The sequence below is a fragment of the Streptomyces afghaniensis genome, assembly GCF_044327915.1.
GTDB classification, from domain to species: domain Bacteria; phylum Actinomycetota; class Actinomycetes; order Streptomycetales; family Streptomycetaceae; genus Streptomyces; species Streptomyces afghaniensis.
Window position 1 is genome coordinate 559290 of sequence record NZ_JBIRGJ010000004.1, and the last position, 19967, is coordinate 579256.

General features: G+C 71.3%; 15 protein-coding genes. 9 read left to right on the forward strand and 6 right to left on the reverse strand.

Features of this window, described 5'->3' with window-relative positions; all coding sequences use genetic code 11:
- Positions 1-37: 37 nt before the first annotated feature.
- Positions 38-751, forward strand: coding sequence for an SDR family NAD(P)-dependent oxidoreductase (locus tag ACH4G3_RS17050; RefSeq protein ID WP_397625218.1), 714 nt, complete (start codon positions 38-40; stop codon positions 749-751).
- A gap of 5 nt (positions 752-756) precedes the next feature.
- Here ACH4G3_RS17050 and ACH4G3_RS17055 read toward each other — a convergent pair whose 3' ends face one another.
- The 3 genes from ACH4G3_RS17055 to ACH4G3_RS17065 all read right to left on the reverse strand — a co-directional run bounded on the left by ACH4G3_RS17055 (position 757) and on the right by ACH4G3_RS17065 (position 4060).
- Positions 757-1032 carry a hypothetical protein gene (locus ACH4G3_RS17055; RefSeq protein WP_397625219.1) on the reverse strand — a complete coding sequence of 92 codons (276 nt, stop codon included), beginning with the start codon at positions 1030-1032 and terminating at the stop codon, positions 757-759.
- Positions 1029-1274, reverse strand: coding sequence for a hypothetical protein (locus tag ACH4G3_RS17060; RefSeq protein ID WP_397625220.1), 246 nt, complete (start codon positions 1272-1274; stop codon positions 1029-1031). The genes ACH4G3_RS17055 and ACH4G3_RS17060 overlap by 4 nt, the downstream gene beginning before the upstream one ends.
- Before the next feature lie 104 nt (positions 1275-1378).
- Positions 1379-4060 carry a cellulosome protein gene (locus tag ACH4G3_RS17065; protein WP_397625221.1) on the reverse strand — a complete coding sequence of 894 codons (2682 nt, stop codon included), beginning with the start codon at positions 4058-4060 and terminating at the stop codon, positions 1379-1381.
- A 318-nt stretch (positions 4061-4378) separates the two neighbouring features.
- Here ACH4G3_RS17065 and ACH4G3_RS17070 point away from each other — a divergent pair, with 318 nt between their 5' ends.
- The 5 genes from ACH4G3_RS17070 to ACH4G3_RS17090 all read left to right on the forward strand — a co-directional run bounded on the left by ACH4G3_RS17070 (position 4379) and on the right by ACH4G3_RS17090 (position 10406).
- A complete protein-coding gene (locus ACH4G3_RS17070) occupies positions 4379-5407 on the forward strand; it encodes a LacI family DNA-binding transcriptional regulator (RefSeq protein WP_397625222.1) in 1029 nt (342 codons plus the stop codon).
- A 140-nt stretch (positions 5408-5547) separates the two neighbouring features.
- A complete protein-coding gene (locus ACH4G3_RS17075; protein ID WP_397625223.1) occupies positions 5548-6789 on the forward strand; it encodes a sugar ABC transporter substrate-binding protein in 1242 nt (413 codons plus the stop codon).
- Positions 6790-6799: 10 nt separating this feature from the next.
- Positions 6800-7786, forward strand: a complete 987-nt coding sequence (locus ACH4G3_RS17080) for a carbohydrate ABC transporter permease (protein WP_397625224.1) — start codon at positions 6800-6802, stop codon at positions 7784-7786.
- Positions 7783-8607, forward strand: a complete 825-nt coding sequence (locus ACH4G3_RS17085) for a carbohydrate ABC transporter permease (protein ID WP_397625225.1) — start codon at positions 7783-7785, stop codon at positions 8605-8607. Before ACH4G3_RS17080 ends, ACH4G3_RS17085 begins: the two co-directional genes overlap by 4 nt.
- A gap of 59 nt (positions 8608-8666) precedes the next feature.
- Entirely contained in the window at positions 8667-10406 is a 1740-nt protein-coding gene (locus tag ACH4G3_RS17090) for an amylo-alpha-1,6-glucosidase (protein ID WP_397625226.1), read from the forward strand.
- 7 nt (positions 10407-10413) lie between these two features.
- On the opposite strand, the gene ACH4G3_RS17095 is transcribed toward ACH4G3_RS17090, so the two are convergent.
- Genes ACH4G3_RS17095 through ACH4G3_RS17105 form a run of 3 tightly spaced genes read right to left on the reverse strand, consistent with a single transcriptional unit; the run spans position 10414 to position 14419 of the window.
- A complete protein-coding gene (locus ACH4G3_RS17095) occupies positions 10414-11655 on the reverse strand; it encodes an NAD(P)/FAD-dependent oxidoreductase (RefSeq protein WP_397625227.1) in 1242 nt (413 codons plus the stop codon).
- Positions 11652-13103 (reverse strand): amidase, encoded by a 1452-nt coding sequence (locus tag ACH4G3_RS17100; protein WP_397625228.1) that lies wholly within the window; start codon positions 13101-13103, stop codon positions 11652-11654. Before ACH4G3_RS17100 ends, ACH4G3_RS17095 begins: the two co-directional genes overlap by 4 nt.
- Positions 13100-14419 (reverse strand): Nramp family divalent metal transporter, encoded by a 1320-nt coding sequence (locus ACH4G3_RS17105; protein ID WP_397625229.1) that lies wholly within the window; start codon positions 14417-14419, stop codon positions 13100-13102. Before ACH4G3_RS17105 ends, ACH4G3_RS17100 begins: the two co-directional genes overlap by 4 nt.
- 119 nt (positions 14420-14538) lie before the next feature.
- Between ACH4G3_RS17105 and ACH4G3_RS17110 the strand changes: the two genes are divergently transcribed.
- The 3 genes from ACH4G3_RS17110 (at position 14539) to ACH4G3_RS17120 (ending at position 19932) form a co-directional block, all read left to right on the forward strand.
- The gene (locus tag ACH4G3_RS17110) at positions 14539-15540 is read left to right on the forward strand and encodes an Lrp/AsnC family transcriptional regulator (protein WP_397625230.1); all 1002 of its coding nucleotides are present in this window, start codon (positions 14539-14541) and stop codon (positions 15538-15540) included.
- A 158-nt stretch (positions 15541-15698) separates the two neighbouring features.
- Entirely contained in the window at positions 15699-18017 is a 2319-nt protein-coding gene (locus ACH4G3_RS17115; protein WP_397625231.1) for a glycosyl hydrolase family 95 catalytic domain-containing protein, read from the forward strand.
- Positions 18018-18042: 25 nt separating this feature from the next.
- On the forward strand, positions 18043-19932 hold the full coding sequence (locus tag ACH4G3_RS17120; protein ID WP_397625232.1) for a glycoside hydrolase family 97 protein: 1890 nt from the start codon (positions 18043-18045) through the stop codon (positions 19930-19932).
- The last annotated feature ends 35 nt before the right edge of the window (positions 19933-19967 follow it).

Here is a 19967-nt window from a genome sequence, read left to right on the forward strand (position 1 = left end):
TGACGAGCTCCCGACGACGACACGAGAGGGGACCGACATGGCATTGGTTCTGGTGACCGGGGCGGCCGGCGGGCTCGGTCGCGACACGGCGGACGCGCTGGCCGACGAAGGGCACGACGTGGTCGTCCACGTCCGCAACCGGGCCCGCCTCGCCGACGCGGACGACACCGCCCGGTGGAAAGGCGTCGTCACCGGGAACCTGGCCGACCTGGACGAGATCCGCGATGTCGCCCGGCAGGCCGCCGGGTTCGGCCGCTTCGACGCCGTCATCCACAACGCCGGCGTCATGAACCGCCCGGAAGACGTCACCGTCAACACGGTCGCGCCGTACATGCTGACGGCGCTGATGGACAAGCCGGCCCGGCTCGTCTACCTCAGCAGCTCCATGCACCACAGCGGCTCCACCGACCTGCGACGACTGGCCGTCGGATCCGCTTCCTACGCCGACACCAAACTGTGGGTCACCACCCTCGCGCTCGCCTTCGCCTCCCGCTGGGAAGGAACCTCCAGCCACGCGGTCGACCCCGGGTGGGTCCCGACCCGTATGGGGGGTCGCGGCGCCCCCGACGATCTGACCGCCGGGCACGAGACCCAGGCATGGCTCGCCACCCACGACGACGTGACCCCGAGCACCGGCGGCTACTGGTACCACCGGCAGACCCGGGCACCACACCCCGCCACGCAGGACGAACAGTTCCAGGCACAGCTCGTCCGAGCCCTGGAGAGGCACACGGGCGTCGCGCTCGACTGACCCCGCTACGCCTTCCCGGCCGGCCCGGCCTGTGGGGTGCCGTCGGCCGAAGTGACCGTGGTGGCGGTGGTGCGGCCGTCCGGGGTGATCCGCGGGACGGGGATCGCCTTGTCCTGGGCGGCGCCGTCGTTGCCGAGGTCGATCCAGCCGCTCGCGCCCGGCAGCGGCCCCTCCTGCCGCAGCCGGGCCGGCGTCCGATGCACGTCGGTGACCGTCGGATCCGGCACCGCGGGGGTCACCCGCACCGCCCGCACCGCGGTGAGCAGGGCGGCGTGCATCATGACGGCCCTGCCGTCCTCCAGGTCGCTGTGGCCACGATCCGCTGGGCACGCCGGGCCCCGAGCACCTGTCCGACCGTGTGGTTGCGCTGCTCGGCGGAGCCTCCGGTCTGCCCGAACAGCAGCCGGACCGGGGCGCCTTCGGCCGGGCCGGTGAGTCGCCCGTTGGTCCTGAGCTGGGCGAAGTAGGCACCCTCCAGATCGCGCCGCACCGCCTCGATCGAGGCGACACCTTCGAACTCCACCGAGGCGCCGCTCCACGGTGAACTCCCCGATCCGCCGCACCGTGCCAACGTACCGGCGCCGGGAGTCCCGGGTTTCCGGGTCGGCGCCTCGCGTGCAGCAGGAGCTACTTCGCCGCCAGCGGCGTGACGGCGAGCCGGTCGATCACCGGTGCGTAGGGGGACCGCTGGTCGTACTGGTTGTAGGTGTCGCCGTTGAAGTCGGGGAGTTCCTCGGCGGTGAAGGTGAGCCGGTTCGTGCCCTTCTTCAGGGTGACCGGGACGGTCAGGTCCCAGAAGTTGTTGAAGTGGAAGGTGGTCGGGAACAGCACCCGGCGGGCCGGGCCGCCGTTGACGGAGAGGTCGGCGTGGCGGGCGATCGGGTCGGGGTTGTAGTGGGTGGCGGGTGCCTGCTCGGCGTTGGAGTAGCGGATGGTCAGCGCGTGCCGTCCGGCCCTGGCGGCCACCACGTCGACGGTGAGGGCGTTGGCCCTGCCGTCGCCGATGTCCGTGACGGCCTTGCCGTTCGCGGCGAACGGGTAGGCATCGGTGACCTTCGCCGCGCCGGTGAGCGTGCCGTTCTCGGCCTGGTAGACGGTGGGCACGAGGGTGCCCTCCGACGGGGCGACCCGCAGCCGGTCGAGGACCAGCTGGCGTGCCGTACCGGTGACGGTGATCTTGTTGATGCCGCCGGACAGGAACAGCCGGACCGTGTCCGTGCCCTTCCCGGCCCCGCCGGCCTTGGGCAGGTCGAGCTGCTCGCCGTTGAGTGCCAGGCTCGCATGTCCGCCGCCCAAGTGGTCGACCGACACGGTCGATTCACCGTCGGCGGGGGAGTGGACCCAGAAGGTCGCGGAGGCGCCCTTCGGCAGCGGAACCGCGCCCGGCCCCGAGGCACCGCGGTACGTGTAGCGCGGCTCGGTGCCGGTGAGGGTGGCGTACTCGGCCTCGTAGATCGCCGGCGCGGTCACCTTCTCGTCGCGCAGGGACAGGTCGATCTTGTCGATGATGGCGTCACCCTTGGTGACCCCGAGGTCGGGGTCCTGAGCGGCCAGCGTGATCCGGTGCTTGCCCGCGGTGAGCTTCACCGTCGTGTCGGTGTGACCCCAGACCACCCACTTGTAGCCCAGCGGCAGCCGCAGTTCCTGTGGCTCTTTGCCGTCGACCCGCAGGAAGACGTTGGTCGGGCCCTGCTCCTTCACCAGGTCGTACAGGTTGTAGGAGTTGGCGAAGACGCTCAGATCGTAGGTGCCGTCCTGCGGGACCTCGACGTCGAAGGCGAGGACCCCGTCGGAGCCGGTGCGCAGACCGCCCACGTTGTAGGCGCCCGACGTGGCGAACTTGCCGACGTCGGAGGGCGTGCCCTCGGGGCCGTTCCTGGAGTAGCCCTTGCCGGTGTAGGTGGCGTTCTCCGCCTCGTACGTCTTGCGCCAGCTGACCGAAGGCGCGGCCGGCTTCGCGCCGTTGCCGCCGGGGGAGAGGATGACCTGGTAGGCGGACATCTCGTTCATGCCGGTCATCGGCAGCGTCACCGAGCCGTCCGCGCCGACCGGCAGCTCCTGGTCCGCGAGCCGCAACGGCTGTGCCGAGTCGCCGACCTGACCGGTCCAGGGGATCTCCTGGACGGTGGCGCGCACGGTCTTCCCGAACAGCTTCGGGTCGACGTGGTCGAAGACGATGTCGGCGTCGCCGCTCTTGCCGCCGAAGAGGGCGCGGGACTGCTTCTTGTCCTCGTCGAGGGTCGCCACGCCCTGGAGGGTGTACTGCTGGTTGGGGTGCGGGGCGGTCACCTCGACCGTGTGGCCGGACATCTGCCCGTAGGCGTTGAACAGCCACCACTGGCCGTTGCCCTTGTTGGCCTCCACGGCCGAGTCGTTGAGGTTGCCGTCGATGTTCCAGTACGCCAGGTCGGCGTCGATCTTCGACTCCTCGATGGCTGAGACCCACTGGACGACCTGGCCGGGCACGGACAGGTGGTAGTTGTGCCCGTACTCGTTCACGTTGACCGGCAGCGGGCCGACCCCGACGTCCTTCTCCATCTGCCGGTACCTCGCCACGTTCGTGCGGACCGCGGCGGGCGACGACAGCTCGTGCCAGGTCATCACGTCCGGCACCACGTCGTTGGCCTTGGCGTACTGGAGGAAGTCCTTGACCTGGCTGTAGAGGACGCTGGTGTTGGGGCCGGCGATGCGGGCGTCCGGGTCGAGGCCCTTGATGAGGTGGTAGACCTCCTTCCAGGCCGCGAAGTAGTGCTGGGGGTCCTTCAGCCAGGAGACCTTGTTGTAGCTCCACTCGCCGGTCCCGAACATGTTCCCTTCGGGCTCGTTGAAGGGCACGTAGACGACGTTGTCCTTGTACTCGCCCATGGTCAGGACCTGCTGGACCTGCTTCTTGATCTTCTGCTTGAAGTCGGCGAGCCGCGCCGGGCCGTCCGCGCCCGGCCACTGGTACGGGAAGCCGCGGTAGATGTCGGTCATGTAGATGTAGACGTCCTTGCCGCCCGAGTCCACGAACGGCGGCAGCATCTCCAGCGCGTCCGCTCCCGGGTGCTGCGGACCGTCCTGCGCCTTGGTCGACACCGTGCGCAGACGCATGCCCTCGATGAGGTTGCGGCTCGGCACGCCGTCGCCGTACACGCCGTACAGCGAGCCGGCGGCACCGCCGTGGAAGGCGCCGGTGTCGGTGGCGAGGTCGATGACGAGCCGTTCCCGCTCCGCGGCCCCGGCGGTGCCCGCGGAAGGGCCGGCCAGGAGCGTGGCGAGGGCGGCCGTCGCGACGGCTCCGGCCACAGTCGTTCTGCTTCGTCGCACTGAGGTCTCCGTGGGTTCCGTCCTGCTTCGGACGCTGCTTCGGACACTGAATCGGACACTGAAGGAGTCGAACCGGTTCGACTGATCGCTGGCAAACGAGCTGCGACCCGTCCGTCGTCCCTTGCGGCGCGCAGGGCCGGGCGCTCGTCGAACCGGTTCGCAGGAAGCTAGCACCGGCGAAATCTCCCAGCAATACCCGTGTCGCAGGACAACAAGTGCTGTGCGGGGTGTTGACAGCCGTCCGGGCAGTTCTTAGCTTCACTTCACGCGAACCGGTTCGACACTCGCCGGTTCGACAGCCCACGCAAGGAGTTGCCCGTGAACATCGGTGAGATCGCCCGGCGGGCCGGTGTCTCGCGGAGCACCGTGTCGTACGCGCTGAGCGGCAAGCGTCCGGTGTCGGACGAGACCCGCCGGAAGATCCAGGACGTCATCGACGAGCTGGGCTACCGGCCCAACGCCAGCGCACGCGCCCTGGCCAACGGCCGGACCAGTACGATCGGCCTGGTCTTCCCGCCCGCCGGGAACCACTACACCGGCATGCAGCTGGACTTCATCGGCAGTGTCGTCGAGGCCGCCGCGGCCCATGACTACGACGTGCTGCTCTCCCCGAGCGGCGTGGACAGCGACCGCTCGTTCCAGCGGCTGCTGGGGGAGCGGCGGGTCGACGGCGCGATCCTGATGGAGATCAGACTGGAGGACGACCGGGCCGACCACCTGGCCGCGCTGGACTTCCCCGCCGTCGCCATCGGCCGCACCGCGCATCCCGAGAGCGGCTGGTGGGTCGGCCTGGACCACACCGCGCTGGCGGCGGCATGCGTCCACCACCTCGCGGACCTCGGTCATCGCCGGGTCGCCTTCGTCAACCGGCCGGAGCAGCTCCTGCGGGCGGGGTACGAGTCCGCGCACCGGGGACTGGACGGCTTCACCAAGGCGGCGGCCGAGCGCGGGCTGACGGTGCGGACGTACTGCTGCGGGGACGACGCCGCGTCCGGCCAGGCCTGCCTGGAACAGATCCTGCACGACGATCCGGCGACGACGGCCCTGGTCACGCTGAACGAGGCCGCCCTGGGCGGCCTCTACCGAGGACTCTCCCAGGCGGGCCGCCATGTGCCGCGTGACTTCTCCGTCACCGGAGTCGTCGCCGGCCGGTGGGCGGAGACGGTGACCCCGCAGCTCACCGCGGCGGACGTACCGGCCGAGGAGATGGGCCGCCGCGCCGTCGACCTGCTCATCGAACGGCTCGACCACCCCGGTGCGCCGCCTCGGCACCACCTCCTCGCACCGCCCATCTCGCTGCGGGCGAGCACCGGGCCCGCCGGCGCTACGCCCACGCCCTCCGCCTGACCACCGCCTTACCCCCGCCTGACCCTCGAACCACCTCGGACTCTTCTCACCACACCCGGCACGCCGCCGCCGTTCGGCGTGCCCGCACACCCTCGTCACCCCGCCCACGGCACCCGTATGCCAAGAACGAAGGACCCGCCATGCACAGCTCCTCCAGACGGCTCTTCGCCGCCGTGGCCCTGTCGACCGCAGTCGTCGTCGGCGGCACCGCCTGTTCCTCCGGTACGGGCAGCACCGACGCCAAGGACGCCGACAGCGGCACCTACACGATCTGGGACCCGTACCCGCAGTTCGCCAAGGGCTCGGCCTGGACGAAGCTGCTGGACAAGTGCGGCACCCAGGCCGGCGTGAAGATCCAGCGGACCGGCTTCGACACCAGCGACCTGGCCAACAAGACGCTGCTCGCGGCCCAGCAGGGCAACTCCCCGGACGTCCTGATCGTCGACAATCCGGTCGTCTCGACCCTGGCCGAGGCGGGCGTGCTCACCACGACCGACGAGAACAAGCTGGACACCTCCAAGGTGGACCCCAACCTGCTCGCGGCCGGCCAGTCGGGCGGCAAGACGTACGGCACACCCATCGGCGCCAACACCCTCGCCCTCTACTACAACAAGGAGGTGCTGAAGGAGGCCGGGGTGGACATCGCCTCGGTCAAGGACTGGACGTCGCTGACGGCGGCGCTGGAGAAGGTCAAGAAGGCGGGCAAGAAGGGCATCACGTTCTCGGCGATCGGCACCGAGGAGGGCAGCTTCCAGTTCCTGCCCTGGTTCTGGGGCGCGGGCGCCGAACTGACCGGACTCGACTCCGCGCGGGCCGTCTCCGCGCTGTCGCTGTGGCAGGACTGGCTGAAGAAGGGCTACGCCCCCAACTCGGTCATCAACAACACCCAGACGACCAGCTGGCAGGAGTTCGCCGGCGGCGACTACGCCTTCGCCGAGAACGGCACCTGGCAGCTCGCAGGCGCCGAGAAGGCCGGCTTCGAGTACGGCGTCCTGCCGATCCCGGGCTCCGGCGGGGGCCAGGCCGCCGCCCCGACCGGCGGCGAGTTCGTCACCCTCCCGGTCCAGGACGACACCGGCCGGTACACCACTTCGCAGAAGCTGGCGACCTGCCTGACCAGCACCCAGAACCTGTACGACACCGACACCACCCTGTCCTACGTGGCCCCCACCGGTGAGGTCCAGGACAAGCAGGTGGCGGCGAACCCCGCGCTGAAGCCCTGGGTCGACGCGGTCAAGTCGGCCAAGGGACGCACCAGCGGCGACCTCGGCACCAAGTACCCCAAGATCTCGGAGCAGTTGTGGAAGGCGGTCCAGTCCGCGCTCAGCGGGGCGAAGTCCCCGAAGGACGCTCTCACTTCGGCGCAGTCCGCAGTCAAGTGACGTGGGCCCGATGAAGCAGACGACCTTTCCACCGGCCCGCCGGCCGGCGCTCGACCGGGACGGCGGGGCGGCGACCGCCGCCCCGCTCCCGGCCGGCCGCGCGCCACGACGCCGCCCGGCCTCCCAGCAGTGGGCCGCCTGGGCCTTCCTCACCCCCGTCACCCTCTACCTCGTCCTCTTCTACGCCTATCCCCTCTACCGCAACCTCGACCTGAGCCTGCGCGACTACACGGTCCGCTCCTTCGTCCAGGGCAACGCGCCCTTCACGGGCCTGGAGAACTACGGGAAGGTCCTCGACGACCCGACCTTCGCCCCGGCCCTGCTCCACACCGTGGTGTTCACCGCCGTGTGCCTGGTCTTCCAGTACGCGATCGGCCTGGCCCTCGCGGTCTTCTTTCACCAGCACTTCCGGCTGTCGGCTACCCTGCGGGCTCTGTTCCTGGTGCCCTGGCTGCTCCCGCTGATCGTGTCGGCCTCCACCTGGTCGTGGATGCTCAACAGCGACTCCGGCATCGTCAACACCCTGCTGAGCACCGTCGGAATCGACCCGGTGAACTGGCTGACCTCACCGTCCTGGTCGCTCACCTCGGTGATCATCGCCAACATCTGGATCGGCGTCCCCTTCAACCTGGTCGTGCTCCACAGCGGCCTCCAGTCCATCCCCGCCAGCCTGTACGAGGCCGCGGCACTGGACGGGGCGAACGCCTGGCACCGCTTCTGGCGCATCACGTTCCCGCTGCTGCGCCCCGTGTCCGCGATCACCCTGCTCCTGGGCCTCGTCTACACACTCAAGGTCTTCGACATCATCTGGATCATGACCAAGGGCGGCCCGGCGGACTCGTCCACCACCTTCGCCACCTGGTCCTACCAGCTCGGCTTCGGCAACCTCCTGCCCGCCTTCGGCCCCGGAGCGGCCGTCGGGAACCTGCTCGTCGTCGCCGCACTGGTGTTCGGCCTCGTCTACATCCGGGTCCAGCGAAAGCAGGCGCTGTCATGAACCGAAGCACCAGCCGCACGTGGTGGAAGACGGCCATCGGCCTGCTGCTGACCGGGATCATGCTCTTCCCGGTCTACTGGATGCTCAACGTCTCCCTCACCCGTGACCAGGACATGCGCAAGAGCCCGCCGGACCTGCTGCCGCTGCACGGCACCCTGGCCGGCTACCGCACCGTCCTGGACGAGCAGTTGCCCTACCTCGCGACCAGCCTGGTCATCGGCCTGGGCACGGTCGTCCTGACCGTGGCGCTGGCCGCCCCCGCCGGCTACGCCCTGGCGAAACTGCGCCCGCGCGGCGGCGGTCTGCTCGGCTTCCTCCTCCTGGTCGCCCAGATGATCCCCGGCATCATCATGGCGATGGGCTTCTACGCGATCTACCTCCAGCTCGGCCTGCTCCGGTCCGTGCCCGGCCTGATCGTCGCGGACTCCACGCTGGCCGTCCCGTTCGCGGTGCTCATCTTCACGGCGTTCATGTCCGGCATCCCCGGCGAACTGCTCCAGGCCGCGACGATGGACGGCGCCGGGCCGTTGACCACCTTCCGGTCCGTCGTCCTGCCGATGAGCCGCAACGCCGTCGTCACGGTGTCGCTGTTCGCGTTCCTGTGGTCGTGGTCCGACTTCGTATTCGCCGGCACCCTCGTCAACGGCGGCGCCCATGAGCCGATCACCCTGGGCATCTACCACTACATCGGCAACAACAACCAGGAGTGGAACGCCATCATGGCCACCGCCGTCGTGGCCTCGCTGCCCGCCGCGGTGATCCTCGTCCTGGCCCAGCGCTACGTCGCCGCCGGCGTGACCGCCGGTGCCGTCAAGGACTGACCTCCGGCGGACCTTCCCCTCCGACGACGATCCCTGCTCGAGAAACGAGTCACGCCTTCATGACCGCCGCCCCGTCGTCCGGACCGGCCTTCTCGGTCCACGACATCCCGTTCAGCACGTTCGGATCCTGGTTCGGCATCTCACCCGTGGTGGCGGAGAAGACGTACGCCGAGGACCTCCACCTCGTCTCGCACCAGAACGGCATGCACGCCGTCCTCCGCCTCGTCCCGCTGGACCCGGCGACGGGCGAGCGCACCGGCACCCGTGTCGAGGCGACCCCGGGACTGCTCAGCTGGGTCGGCCCGGCCGGGCGCATCGACCTGGCCTACGAGTCGCCGGACACCGTACGCCTGCGGGGGAGCGGACTGGACCTCGGCGTCCGTGCGGCCGCTCAGGTCCTGACGCCGTTCAGCGGGACGTACTTCTTCCACGACCCGGCGGCGGACGCGCACGTGTTCACGTCGTACGAGACGGGACGCCGCTACCGCGTCACCGTCCTGTCCGGCCGTATCGCCCACACCGACGGAGCCCAGGCCCTGGGCGGCGGCGACCGCGGCCTCGCCCTGGCCGCCGCGGCGGACGGCGGGTGGGAGATCGCCGTCGAGGAACTCGACACCGCTCGCCCGCCGTACGCGTCCTCGGCGGCCTTCGGAGAGATCGCGGCGGCGGCCCGCAGATCCTTCGCTGACTTCGCCGACGCGGTGGCCCCCTGGCGCTCGTCCGCCACCCCGGCCGCCGAACTCGCCGCCTACGTCCTCTGGTCGGCGACCGTACGCCCGACCGGACTCGTCACCCGGCCCGCCGTTCTCATGTCCAAGCACTGGATGGACAAGGTGTGGAGCTGGGACCACTGTTTCAACGCCCTGGCCCTGGCTCCGGGCCGGCCCGAACTGGCCGTGGACCAGTTCGCCCTGCCCTTCGACCACCAGGACGGCAGCGGAGCCCTGCCCGACTCCGTCACCCACTCCGAGGTCCTCCACAACTTCGTCAAACCACCCATCCACGGCTGGGCGTCGGGCCTGCTGCGCCGTCGGCTGCCGGTGCCTCCCGGCCGGGCGGAACTGGCCGGGACGTACGACCGGCTGGCACGCTGGACCGACTTCTGGCTCACCCGGCGCCGCGCACCCGGCGCCGCCCTGCCCCACTACCAGCACGGCAACGACAGCGGCTGGGACAACGCCACCACCTTCGACCCCGAGCGGGTGGTCGTCACCGCCGACCTGGCCGCCTTCCTCGTCCTCCAGCTCCATGAACTCGCCGCACTGGCGACGGACTTGGACAAGCCGGACGAAGCGAGCCGGTGGACGCGCACGGCACACCAGACTCAGTCGGCGCTGCTGGACGAGCTCTGGACCGGCGAACGGTTCGTCGCCAGGGGAGCCGCCACCGGGCACACGTGGAGCAGCTCCAGCCTCCTCGACCTGATGCCCATCGTGCTGGGCGAGCACCTGCCCGGCGAGATCGGCAGCGCGCTGGCCGACCACATCAAGGCCCATCTGACCCCGTACGGCCTCGCCACCGAACTGCCCACCTCACCGCACTACCTCTCCGACGGCTACTGGCGCGGCCCCGTCTGGGCCCCCGCCACCGTCCTCATCGAGGACGGCCTGCGCCGCGCCGGACACGACCGGCTCGCCGACGACATCAGCGCCCGCTTCCGCGCCCTGTGCGAGACCCACGGCTTCGCCGAGAACTTCGACGCCCTCACGGGCACGGGGCTGCGCGACCGCGCCTACACCTGGACCGCCGCCGGCTACCTCCTCCTCGCCGAAGCACACGCACACCGAGGCGGTCACTGACAGTGCGTCACCGCAGCGGATGCAGCGCCGTCAACTCGGCGGCCCCACGGCCCGTGACGATCGACTCCGCCAGCAGCTTGCCGCTGAGGGGGCCCAGGGCGATGCCCCACATGCCGTGGCCGCCGCAGACATGGACCCGGGGGGAGCGGGTCGGGCCGACCAGGGGCAGGCCGTCCGCCGTGCACGGCCTCGGGCCGGCCCACTCGTCGGTGCGGTGGGTGAGGTCGGCCGAAGGGAGCAGATCGCGGACCGAGTCGACGATCGCCTCGATGCGGCGGGGATCCGCGGGGCGGTCGGGTGCCGTGAACTCCATCATTCCCGCCACCCGCACCCGGTCCCCGAGCGGTGTGCAGACCACCCTCCGCTCGGCGAAGTACGTGGGCCGGGTGGGCAGCCCCGCCGGAGGCAGCGAGAAGCTGTAGCCGCGTCCGGACTGCACCGGGACGCGCACCCCGAAGGGCGCGGCGAGTCGGCCGAGCCACGCCCCGGGGGCGAGGACGGCCGCATCGGCCCGCACGGACGTGCCGTCCGGGGCGAGGGCGACCACCCCGGTGCCCAGGTCCCGTACCCGGGTGACCTCCAGGCCGGTGACGATCTTTCCGCCCCGGTCGCGGACCGCGTCGGCCAGCGCGGCGACGAAGGCCCCGGGGTCGAGGTGACGCTGGCCGTGCAGTCGTACGGCAGCGTCGACGCGCGACGACAGGGCGGGTTCCCACGCGTGTGCCTCGGCCCCCGTGAGCAGGTCGTAGTCGACTTCCTGTCCCGACGCGCGCACCGCGTCCAGTTCCGCCACGAGCGGGGCACGGCCGGCCGTGGAGGTGAAGGCGAGCAGGCACGCCTCGCCCGAGCGCGTCGGCTCGGTGACCCCGCCCCGGGCCAGCTCGTCGTACGCCCGCAGTGCCCGGCGGTTCAGCGCGGCGAGTGCCGCCATCCCCACCTGCCAGCGCTGGTGCGTGCAGTTCCGGGTGAATGCCAGCAGGAAGCGGGCCAGCCGCGGATCCGGGCGGGGCGGGATGTAGAGCGGGGAGGTGGGGGACAGGAGCGTGCGCAACCCCAGCTTCAGGGCGGCCGGTTCGGGCAGGGGCACGGTCAGGGCGGGGGACAGCCAGCCCGCGTTGCCCCAGGACGCGCCGGCCGCGACGCCCCGCCGGTCGACCACGGTGACCTCGACACCGGCCTCCTGCAGGAACCAGGCCGTCGCCAGCCCGGCCATGCCCGCACCCACCACCACGACACTGCGCGGGCTCATGACCGGCCGCCTTCCGCCGTTTCCGTTCCCACCGCGACGTCCGGTCGCCGTTCGCCGAACCGCGTCGCCTGCTCGAACGCGTGTCCCGCCCTCAGCACGGCCGCGTCCCCCCGGTGCGGCCCGACCACCTGGAGCCCGACCGGCAGCCCGGCCGCGGTGAAGCCGGCCGGGACCGACAGGGCCGGGCAGCCGGTCATCGTGATCAGGCTGGCCGAGCGCATCCAGTCCAGGTACGTCTCCATGGCGATGCCGTCCACCGACGCCGGGTAGGGGAGACGGACGTCGAAGGGCGCGACCTGACTCACCGGCAGCAGCAGGACGTCGTACCTCCCGAAGAACTCGCGCACCCGGTGGAAGAGCGCGGCCTGGAGCAGCTGGGCGCGGCCCAGGTCCGGGCCGGTGAGCTTGCGGCCCTCCTCGATGTTCCAGACGACGTCCGGGGCCATGCGGTGCCGGTGCTCGTCCAGCAGGGGCCCGTAGGCGAGCTCCATCTGCCAGGCGCGCTGGACGAGGAACGCCTCGTCGGCGCCGGACAGGTCGGGGCAGGCCTCCTCGACCTCGCAGCCCAGCGCGGCGAACACCTCCACCGCGCCGCGCACCACGTCCCGGACCTCCGGGTCGACGGGCACGCTCCCGCCGAGGTCGGGCGACCACGCGACCCGCCGGCCGCGCACATCGTCGTCGAGCCGGCCGGCGAAGAGGGAACCCGGCGTCTCCAGGGCGAGCGGGCTGCGCGGGTCCGGTCCGGCCAGCACCGACAGGGTCAGGGCGACGTCCTGCACGGTGCGCGCCATGGGGCCCTTGACCGACAGCTGCCCCCACGGGGCCTTGTCGGGCCAGGAGGGGACCCGGCCGGGGGAGGGGCGCAGGCCGACCACGTTGTTGAAGGACGCCGGGTTGCGCAGCGAGCCGCCGGTGTCGCTGCCGTCGGCGATCGGCTGCATGCCACAGGCGAGGGCGGCCCCGGCTCCGCCGCTGCTGCCGCCCGCGCTGCGCGAGAGGTCGTAGGGGTTGCGGGTCGCGCCGAAGACGGGGTTGACGGTGTGGGAACCCATGCCGAGTTCGGGCACGTTGGTCTTGCCGATTGTGATGGCCCCGGCCCGCTTGAGGCGCTCGACGACCAGGTGGTCCCGGGCCGGGACGTGGTCGGCGAGGACGGGTGAGCCGTACGTCGTACGGATGCCCGCGGTGTCGTGGAGGTCCTTGTGGGCGACGGGCAGCCCGTGCAGCGGCCCCAACTCCGCCTGGGACGCGGCCTGTTCGTCCGCCTCGGCCGCCGCCTCCAGAGCCCGGTCGGCGACGAGGGTGACGATCGCGTTCACCGACGGGTTCACCCGGTCGATGAGTTCGAGATGGGCGGTGACGACCTCGCGGGCGGAGATCTCACGGCGCCGCAGGGCCGCGGCGAGCTCGGTGGCGGTGGCGAAGCACAGGTCGGCGGGGTTCACAGTCCTCCCAGGGTTTCCTTGAGCTGCACGACGGCGAGCACCCCGAACAGGACGAAGGAGCCCGACAGCAGCACGTTCGAAACGGTCTTGTTGCGGTACGGCGGCCCGAGGCCGCGCCGGTTGAGAAGGACCAGCAGCGCCCCGGACAGCAGCGGCAGGACGAGGGAGCCCACGGCGGCGTAGGTGAGCAGCAGGGGGACCGGCTTCCCGGCGAAGGTCACCGCCACGGACGTGGCCGCGCAGTAGAGCACGAACAGGCGGAACGGACGGCTGCGCTGGCCCATGTGCCGCTCGGCCTCGTCGTCCGGCACCCCGCGCAGGGTGCGCAGCGAGTCGGCCAGCAGGTAGCACAGGGCGTTGAAGCCGCCGACCAGGGCGCTCAGGGTGACGAGGAAGAAGGTGCCCAGGAACAGCACCCGGGCCGCCGACCCCAGATCCGCGCCGAGCGGTTCGGCCAGCGCGGCGAGTCCGTCGTTGCCGGTGATCGTCCGGCCGCTGCCGTACAGCAGGCCGGTGCCCACGATCGAGGTGCACACCACGAACAGGAACGTGACCGTGTAGCTCATCGCCGTGTCGGCCCGCATGACGGGCAGCCAGCTCGCATGCCGCCAGCGCTTCTCCCGCACCCAGTAGCTGTACGAGGCCACTCCGGCCGTGCCGCCCACCCCGCCGACCAGCGCCAGCACGGTGATGACGTCGCCCTCCGGCAGTCGCGGCCACAGCGAGGACACCAGTCCCGACGGGTCGTCCATGGTGGCCAGCGTGACCGCGGCCAGCACGACCATGCCGACGAACTTGGCCAGCATGAACCCGCTCATCACCCGCTCGAACAGCGTGTACCGGCCCACGTACACGATCGCGGCCGACGCCAGCGCGATCACCAGGGCCAGTGGTCTGACCGGCAGCGCGGGGAACAGCGTCGACAGCGCGAGCGACGCCACCGAGCTCAGGGCCGCCCCGTACAGCAGCCCGATGACCAGGACGAATCCGAAGAAGGCGTACGGGAGCCAGCGGGCGGCCGAACGCAGGCTCGCGATCACCGTCAGCCCGGTCGCCAGATACAGGCGTCCCACCGCCTCGGTCAGCGCGTACTTGAGCACGACGCCGATGAGGATCGCCCACAGCAGGGCCATGCCGTAGCCGGCGGCGCCCGCCAGCGACGTCACCATGTCGCCGGCGCCGACGCTGGCGGCTGCCAGGACCAGCCCCGGCCCGAGGACGGCCAGGCGTCCGCGCCGGGTGGTGGGGGCGGGGAAGGAGTCGGAGGACGGGACAGCCGTGGGGGGATGAGGGGGACTTCCGGGTGTCGCGGTCACGTCGGCCACCTCCGGAGATAGGGAAAGCGTGGTCCGGCTTCCCGGCAGAGTCGGCCAGGCCGACGGATGGGAACAAGATTCCCTGGGAAATCGACGGAATCGGCCATACGCTCAGGCCGATGGACGCACCGCACACCGGCTTCGTGGCCGATTCGCTGGACCGGCGCATCATCAGCGCGCTGCAGATCGACGGCCGTGCCTCGTGGCACGCCATCGCGACGGCCCTCGGCGAACCGGAGAGGACCGTCGTCCGCCGGGGCACCCGGCTGCTGGACTCCGGGCTGGTACGGATCGGCGCCATGGCGGTGCGCGGGCGCAGCACGGTGATCGGAGTGCGCTGCGCACCCGGCCAGGCCCGGGTGGTCGCCACCGCGCTGGCGCGCCGGTCCGACTGTGCCTTCGCCCATGTCCTGACCGGGACATGGGACTGCGTCGCGGAGGTGCAGTGCCCGCGCGACCGTCTCGCCGGTCTCGTCATGGACGAACTCCCGGGTCTGCCGGGGGTCGTACGGACGCTGACGCTCCCGGTACTGCGGCACGTGCGGACGATTCGCGAGTGGCATGCGGGTCTGCTCACCGAGGCCGAGATCGACGCACTGACCGACGGCACGCCGACCGGTGCCGTCCCCGCCTCGGCGGACGTGTCGCCCCCGCTCGACGGTGCCGGTGAACTCTCGCGCGCCGACCGGCTGCTGGTGAACGCCCTGGCCGGGGACGGGCGGTGCACCTTCGACGAACTGGCCCGGGTGGCGGGCGTGTCCGAGGCCACCGCCCGGCGCCGGCTGGGCGCCCTGCGCAGGGCGGGGCGGGTCCGCGTCCGTGCCGTGATCGAACCGGTGCTCCTCGGGCTGCCGGTGGAGGCGGTGCTCTGGGTGCGGACGGTGCCGTCGGAGGTCGACGCGGTGACGTCGGGGCTCGCCGCGTCCCCGCACGTCCGGTACGTCAGCTTCGTCACCGGCGAACGCCAGCTGCTGGTCCTGACCGCGTTTCCGGACGAGGCGGCGCTCCACGACTTCGTCACGCGTTCGCCGTGGCTGCGCGAGGCGGTGTCGGTGGATGTGTCGATGGTCCTCGGCACGGTGAAAAGGGGCGGGATGCTCGCGCCGTGGCTGCGTGACTGACGTCCTGTTCAGGACCGGGCAACGAGGCCGTATCCCCTCAATACATCGGAGGGGTCGCCTACTTGGACTGGTTCACTCCCATTGACAGGTGCATGAGGCCTGCTTAGGTTCGCCGATACACCCGATGTATCGATGATCCGTCAGGTCTGGAGGACACGATGACCTCACAGCCGGAGCAACGTTCGAAGGTGGCCCGCAGAGCCGTACTCGGCACCGCCCTCTCCGGCGCCGCGGCGGCGGCCCTGCCCGGCACGGCCCAAGCCCAGGAACCCAACCGGACGGTGCCGTCCGACGCCGGCGGCGGCAGACGCCCCTGGAAGCTCCGCGACACCATGACCACCGACAGCGCCTGGTCGACGTTCCTGCGCGGCCAGGACCTGCTGTGGACCAGGATGCCCACCCGCTGGTACGAGGGCCCCTTCCTCGGCGACGGGCTGCTCGGCAGCATGATCTACCGGGAGCCGGACGCCGACCAGGTCCGCTTCACCGTCCAGCACGGCCGGGTGCAGGACCACCGCCCCGAGTTCGGCAGCGGCTGGGGCACCTGCCGGCTGCCGGTGGGGCACCTCACGCTCGAACCGGCCGGCACCATCACCGCCGTCGACTGGCGGCTGAGCCTGTGGAACGCCGAACTCACCGGCACCGTCACCACCACCGCCGGCCGGCTCACCCTGTCCGCCCTCATCCACGACGAGGTACTCGCCGTCCGGGTGCGGGCCTCCGGCGGCGAGCGCGCCGTCTGGACCTTCCACCCCGAGGAGGCCATCAGCCCCCGGAAGATCCAGGAGGCCCCGCCCGCCGACTACATCCCCAATCCGCCCTGGACCACGAAGACCGCCGCCGACGGCACCGAGCAGGTGCTCCAGCCCCTCACCGGCGCCCAGACCGCCACCGCCTACCGGCGCGACGGCGACGAACTGCTGCTCAGCGTCGGGCACAGCGCCCCCTCCACCACCGCGGCCGAGGCCGACTCGCTGCGCAACCTGCGGCGCGCCGGGTCGTACGGCACCCTCCGGCGACGGCACACCCGCTGGTGGCACGACTTCTACAAGAAGAGCTTCGTCTCGTTCCCCGACCAGCGTCTCCAGAGCTTCCACTGGATCCAGCTCTACAAGGTCGCCTCCGCCAGCCGGGCCGGCGGCCCCGTCATGGCCACCTCCGGGCCGTGGCTGGAGCCCACCCCCTGGCCCGCGGTCTGGTGGAACCTCAACGTCCAGCTGGAGTACTGGCTCATCCACGGCTCCAACCACCTGGAACTCGACGCGCTCGCCACCACCCTGCGCCAGAACCAGGAACAGCTCATCGCGAACGTGCCCACCGCCTACCGCGCCGACAGCTCGGGCGTCGGCCGCAGCTCCGACATGTTCGCCAACCGGGGAGTGGGCAGGCCCGGCAGCGGCACCGAGGTCGGCAACCTCACCTGGGCGCTGCACAACGTGTGGCTGTCCTACCGGCACTCCATGGACAAGATCCTCCTGCGCGACACGGTCTTCCCGGTACTGCGCCGGGCCGTCAACTACTACCTGCACTTCCTCACCCCGGGCAGCGACGGCAAGCTCCACCTGCCGAGCACGCTCTCGCCCGAGTACCCCGTCGTACCGCCGCAGGACACCAACTACGACCTGGCCCTGATCCGCTGGGCCTGTCAGACGCTCATCGAGTCCGCCGAAGTCCTCGGCATCGACGACGAACTGGCCCCGCGCTGGCGGGAGGTGCTGGCCGAGCTGACGCCGTACCCGGTCGACGACAACGGCTTCATGATCGGCGCCGAGACCCCGTACGAGCGGTCCCACCGGCACTACTCGCACCTGCTGATGGTCTACCCGCTGTACCTCGTCAACTGGGACCAGCCCGAAAGCCGCGACCTGATCACCAAGTCGGTGGAGCACTGGCACGCGCTGACCGGCGCCCACCGCGGCTACAGCTACACCGGCGCCGCCTCGATCTACGCCATGACCGGCGACGGTGACACGGCGATCGGCTACTTACGGAAGTTCTTCGACACCTCCACCCGCTACCCCTGCCAGGCCAACACCCACTACACCGAGGCCGGTCCGGTCATCGAGACGCCGCTGTCCGCCTCGCAGTCCCTGCACGACATGTTCTGCCAGAGCTGGGGCGGCGTGATCCGCGTCTTCCCGGCCGTCCCGACCGCATGGCCGGACGTCACCCTGCACGACTTCCGCACCCAGGGCGCCTTCCTGGTCAGCGCCGTCCGCAAGAAGGGGGCCACCCGGTTCATCCGGATCAAGAGCCTGGCCGGCGAGCCGCTCGAAGTCCGGCACGGCCTCACCGGCACCCTCACCGTGCTGCTCGACGACGGCACCCCGGCCCGCAGCCGCGACCTGGGCGGCGGCACCCTCGCCATCGACCTGCCCAAGGGCCGCGAGGTGCTCCTCCACTCCGGACCGCGCCCCGACCTCGTCATCGCGCCCGTCGCCGTCGGCGAACCGGGTCCGGCCTGGGGACTGCCGTAACCGCCACACACCTCGGAGGCTTCACATGGCTGTTCCGATCAGAACCATGGTCGCCGCGCTGTGCACCGGACTGGCGGCCACACTCCTCACGACCGCTCCCGCCGGGGCCGAGCAGCGGGAGCACGCCTGGACGGTCACCGTCGCCGCGGACGCACCCCGCGCACGGATCGCCCTGGACGACAGCACCGGCACACTGAGCCTGTCGGTGACCCGTGGCGGCCGTACGGTCATCGAGCCGTCGCCCGTCGGCCTCGTCACCGAACGGGCCGACTTCTCCAAGGACCTGCGCTTCCTGCACGGCAAGAAGCGGACGGTCGAGGAGCGCTACCGCACCAAGTCGGGCAAGCGGCTCGACCGCCGCGTCCGCATGAACGAGACCCGCCTGTCCTTCGCCACCCCCGCCGGCGCCCGGCTCGACCTGCTGGTCCGCGCCGCCGCCGACGGCGTCGCCTACCGGTACGTCCTGCCCGCCGGACACGGCGACGTACTCGGCGAGACCTCCGCCTTCACCCTGCCCCCGGACGCAGGCGCCTGGCTGGGCACCTACCGGCCCGACAACGAGGGCCAGTTCACCGAGTACACCGCCGCCACGGCACCCACCGGCGCGTACTCGCCCCAGGCGCTGTTCGCGACCGACGGCGGATACACCCTGCTCGCCGAGTCCGACCTCACCGGCGCCTACTCCGGAGCCCGGCTCGCCCACGACAAGGGCACCGGCACCTACCGCGTCCAACTGGCCGACGACCGGGTGAAGACCGACGGTCCGCTGACCACCCCCTGGCGCGCCATGGTCACCGGCAACCTGGCCACCGTCACCCGCTCGACCTTCACCGACGACCTCGCTCCCGCCTCCAAGGTCGCCGACCCGTCCTGGATCAGGCCCGGGACCGTGCTGTGGACCTGGCTCGCGGGCGGCCGCCCGGCCGGGCAGAGCCTCGCCGCCCAGAAGGCCTACGTCGACTACGCCGCCGAACGGAACTGGCCCTACGAGGCCGTCGACGCGGGCTGGTACTTCAAGGCCGACGAGTGGGACGTCACCGACCCGGACTGGCAGAGCAACAGCTGGATGCCGGAACTCGTCGACCACGCCCGAGCCAAGGGCGTCGGGATCATCGTCTGGATCCACCACCGCGACCTCGACACGCCCGAGGAACGCGCACAGTGGCTGCCCACCCTGGAACGGTGGGGCGTCAAGGGAGTCAAGATCGACTTCATGGACTCCGAGGCGCAGGCCACGCTCCGGTGGTACGACGCCATCCTCCGGGAGACGGCCGCCCACCACCTCATGGTGAACTTCCACGGCTCGACCGTCCCCAAGGGCATGCAGCGCACCTGGCCCCACGTCATGACCCTGGAGGGCGTCGCCGGAGAGGAGAAGCGGACCAACACCGCCGCCCACCTCACCACCCTGCCGTTCACCCGCAACGTCATCGGCTCCATGGACTTCACCCCCGGCGCCTTCCAGCGCGTCGGTATGCGGCCCAACTCCGATGCAGCAGAGGTCGGGCTAACCGTCGCCTACGAGTCGGGCCTGCAGATGTTCGCGGGCACCCCCGAGTCGTACGACGCCCGGCCGCTCGCCCGGGACTACTTCGACCAGGTCCCCGCCGCATGGGACGACACCCGGCTGCTCGCCGGCCGGCCAGGCCGGGAAGCCGTGCTCGCCCGCCGCAGCGGCGACCGCTGGTTCCTGGGCGGGGTGTACGCCGGGCCCGCCCGCAGGGCCGAGGTGCCGCTGACCATCGGGGCGGGACGGTGGCTGGTCGAGACGGTCCAGGACGGTGCAGACGGGCTCGTCAGGAACCGGCAGGTACTGCGCGGCGGCGACACGTTCGGCGTGGACGTGGTCGCGAACGGCGGCTTCGCCGGGATCGCCTGTCCCTGGCGTGCGGGTGTCACCACCTGCCACCGCTGAGCCTGTTCACCGTGCGTGCATACCGAGTTGGAGGG

Coding starts and splice junctions, on each gene's coding strand:
- ACH4G3_RS17050 (WP_397625218.1), top strand. CDS start 38: ATGGCATTGGTTCTGGTGACCGGGGCGGCCGGCGGGCTCGGTCGCGAC.
- ACH4G3_RS17055 (WP_397625219.1), bottom strand. CDS start 1,032: ATGATGCACGCCGCCCTGCTCACCGCGGTGCGGGCGGTGCGGGTGACC.
- ACH4G3_RS17075 (WP_397625223.1), top strand. CDS start 5,548: ATGCACAGCTCCTCCAGACGGCTCTTCGCCGCCGTGGCCCTGTCGACC.
- ACH4G3_RS17080 (WP_397625224.1), top strand. CDS start 6,800: ATGAAGCAGACGACCTTTCCACCGGCCCGCCGGCCGGCGCTCGACCGG.
- ACH4G3_RS17085 (WP_397625225.1), top strand. CDS start 7,783: ATGAACCGAAGCACCAGCCGCACGTGGTGGAAGACGGCCATCGGCCTG.
- ACH4G3_RS17090 (WP_397625226.1), top strand. CDS start 8,667: ATGACCGCCGCCCCGTCGTCCGGACCGGCCTTCTCGGTCCACGACATC.
- ACH4G3_RS17095 (WP_397625227.1), bottom strand. CDS start 11,655: ATGAGCCCGCGCAGTGTCGTGGTGGTGGGTGCGGGCATGGCCGGGCTG.
- ACH4G3_RS17110 (WP_397625230.1), top strand. CDS start 14,539: ATGGACGCACCGCACACCGGCTTCGTGGCCGATTCGCTGGACCGGCGC.
- ACH4G3_RS17115 (WP_397625231.1), top strand. CDS start 15,699: ATGACCTCACAGCCGGAGCAACGTTCGAAGGTGGCCCGCAGAGCCGTA.
- ACH4G3_RS17120 (WP_397625232.1), top strand. CDS start 18,043: ATGGCTGTTCCGATCAGAACCATGGTCGCCGCGCTGTGCACCGGACTG.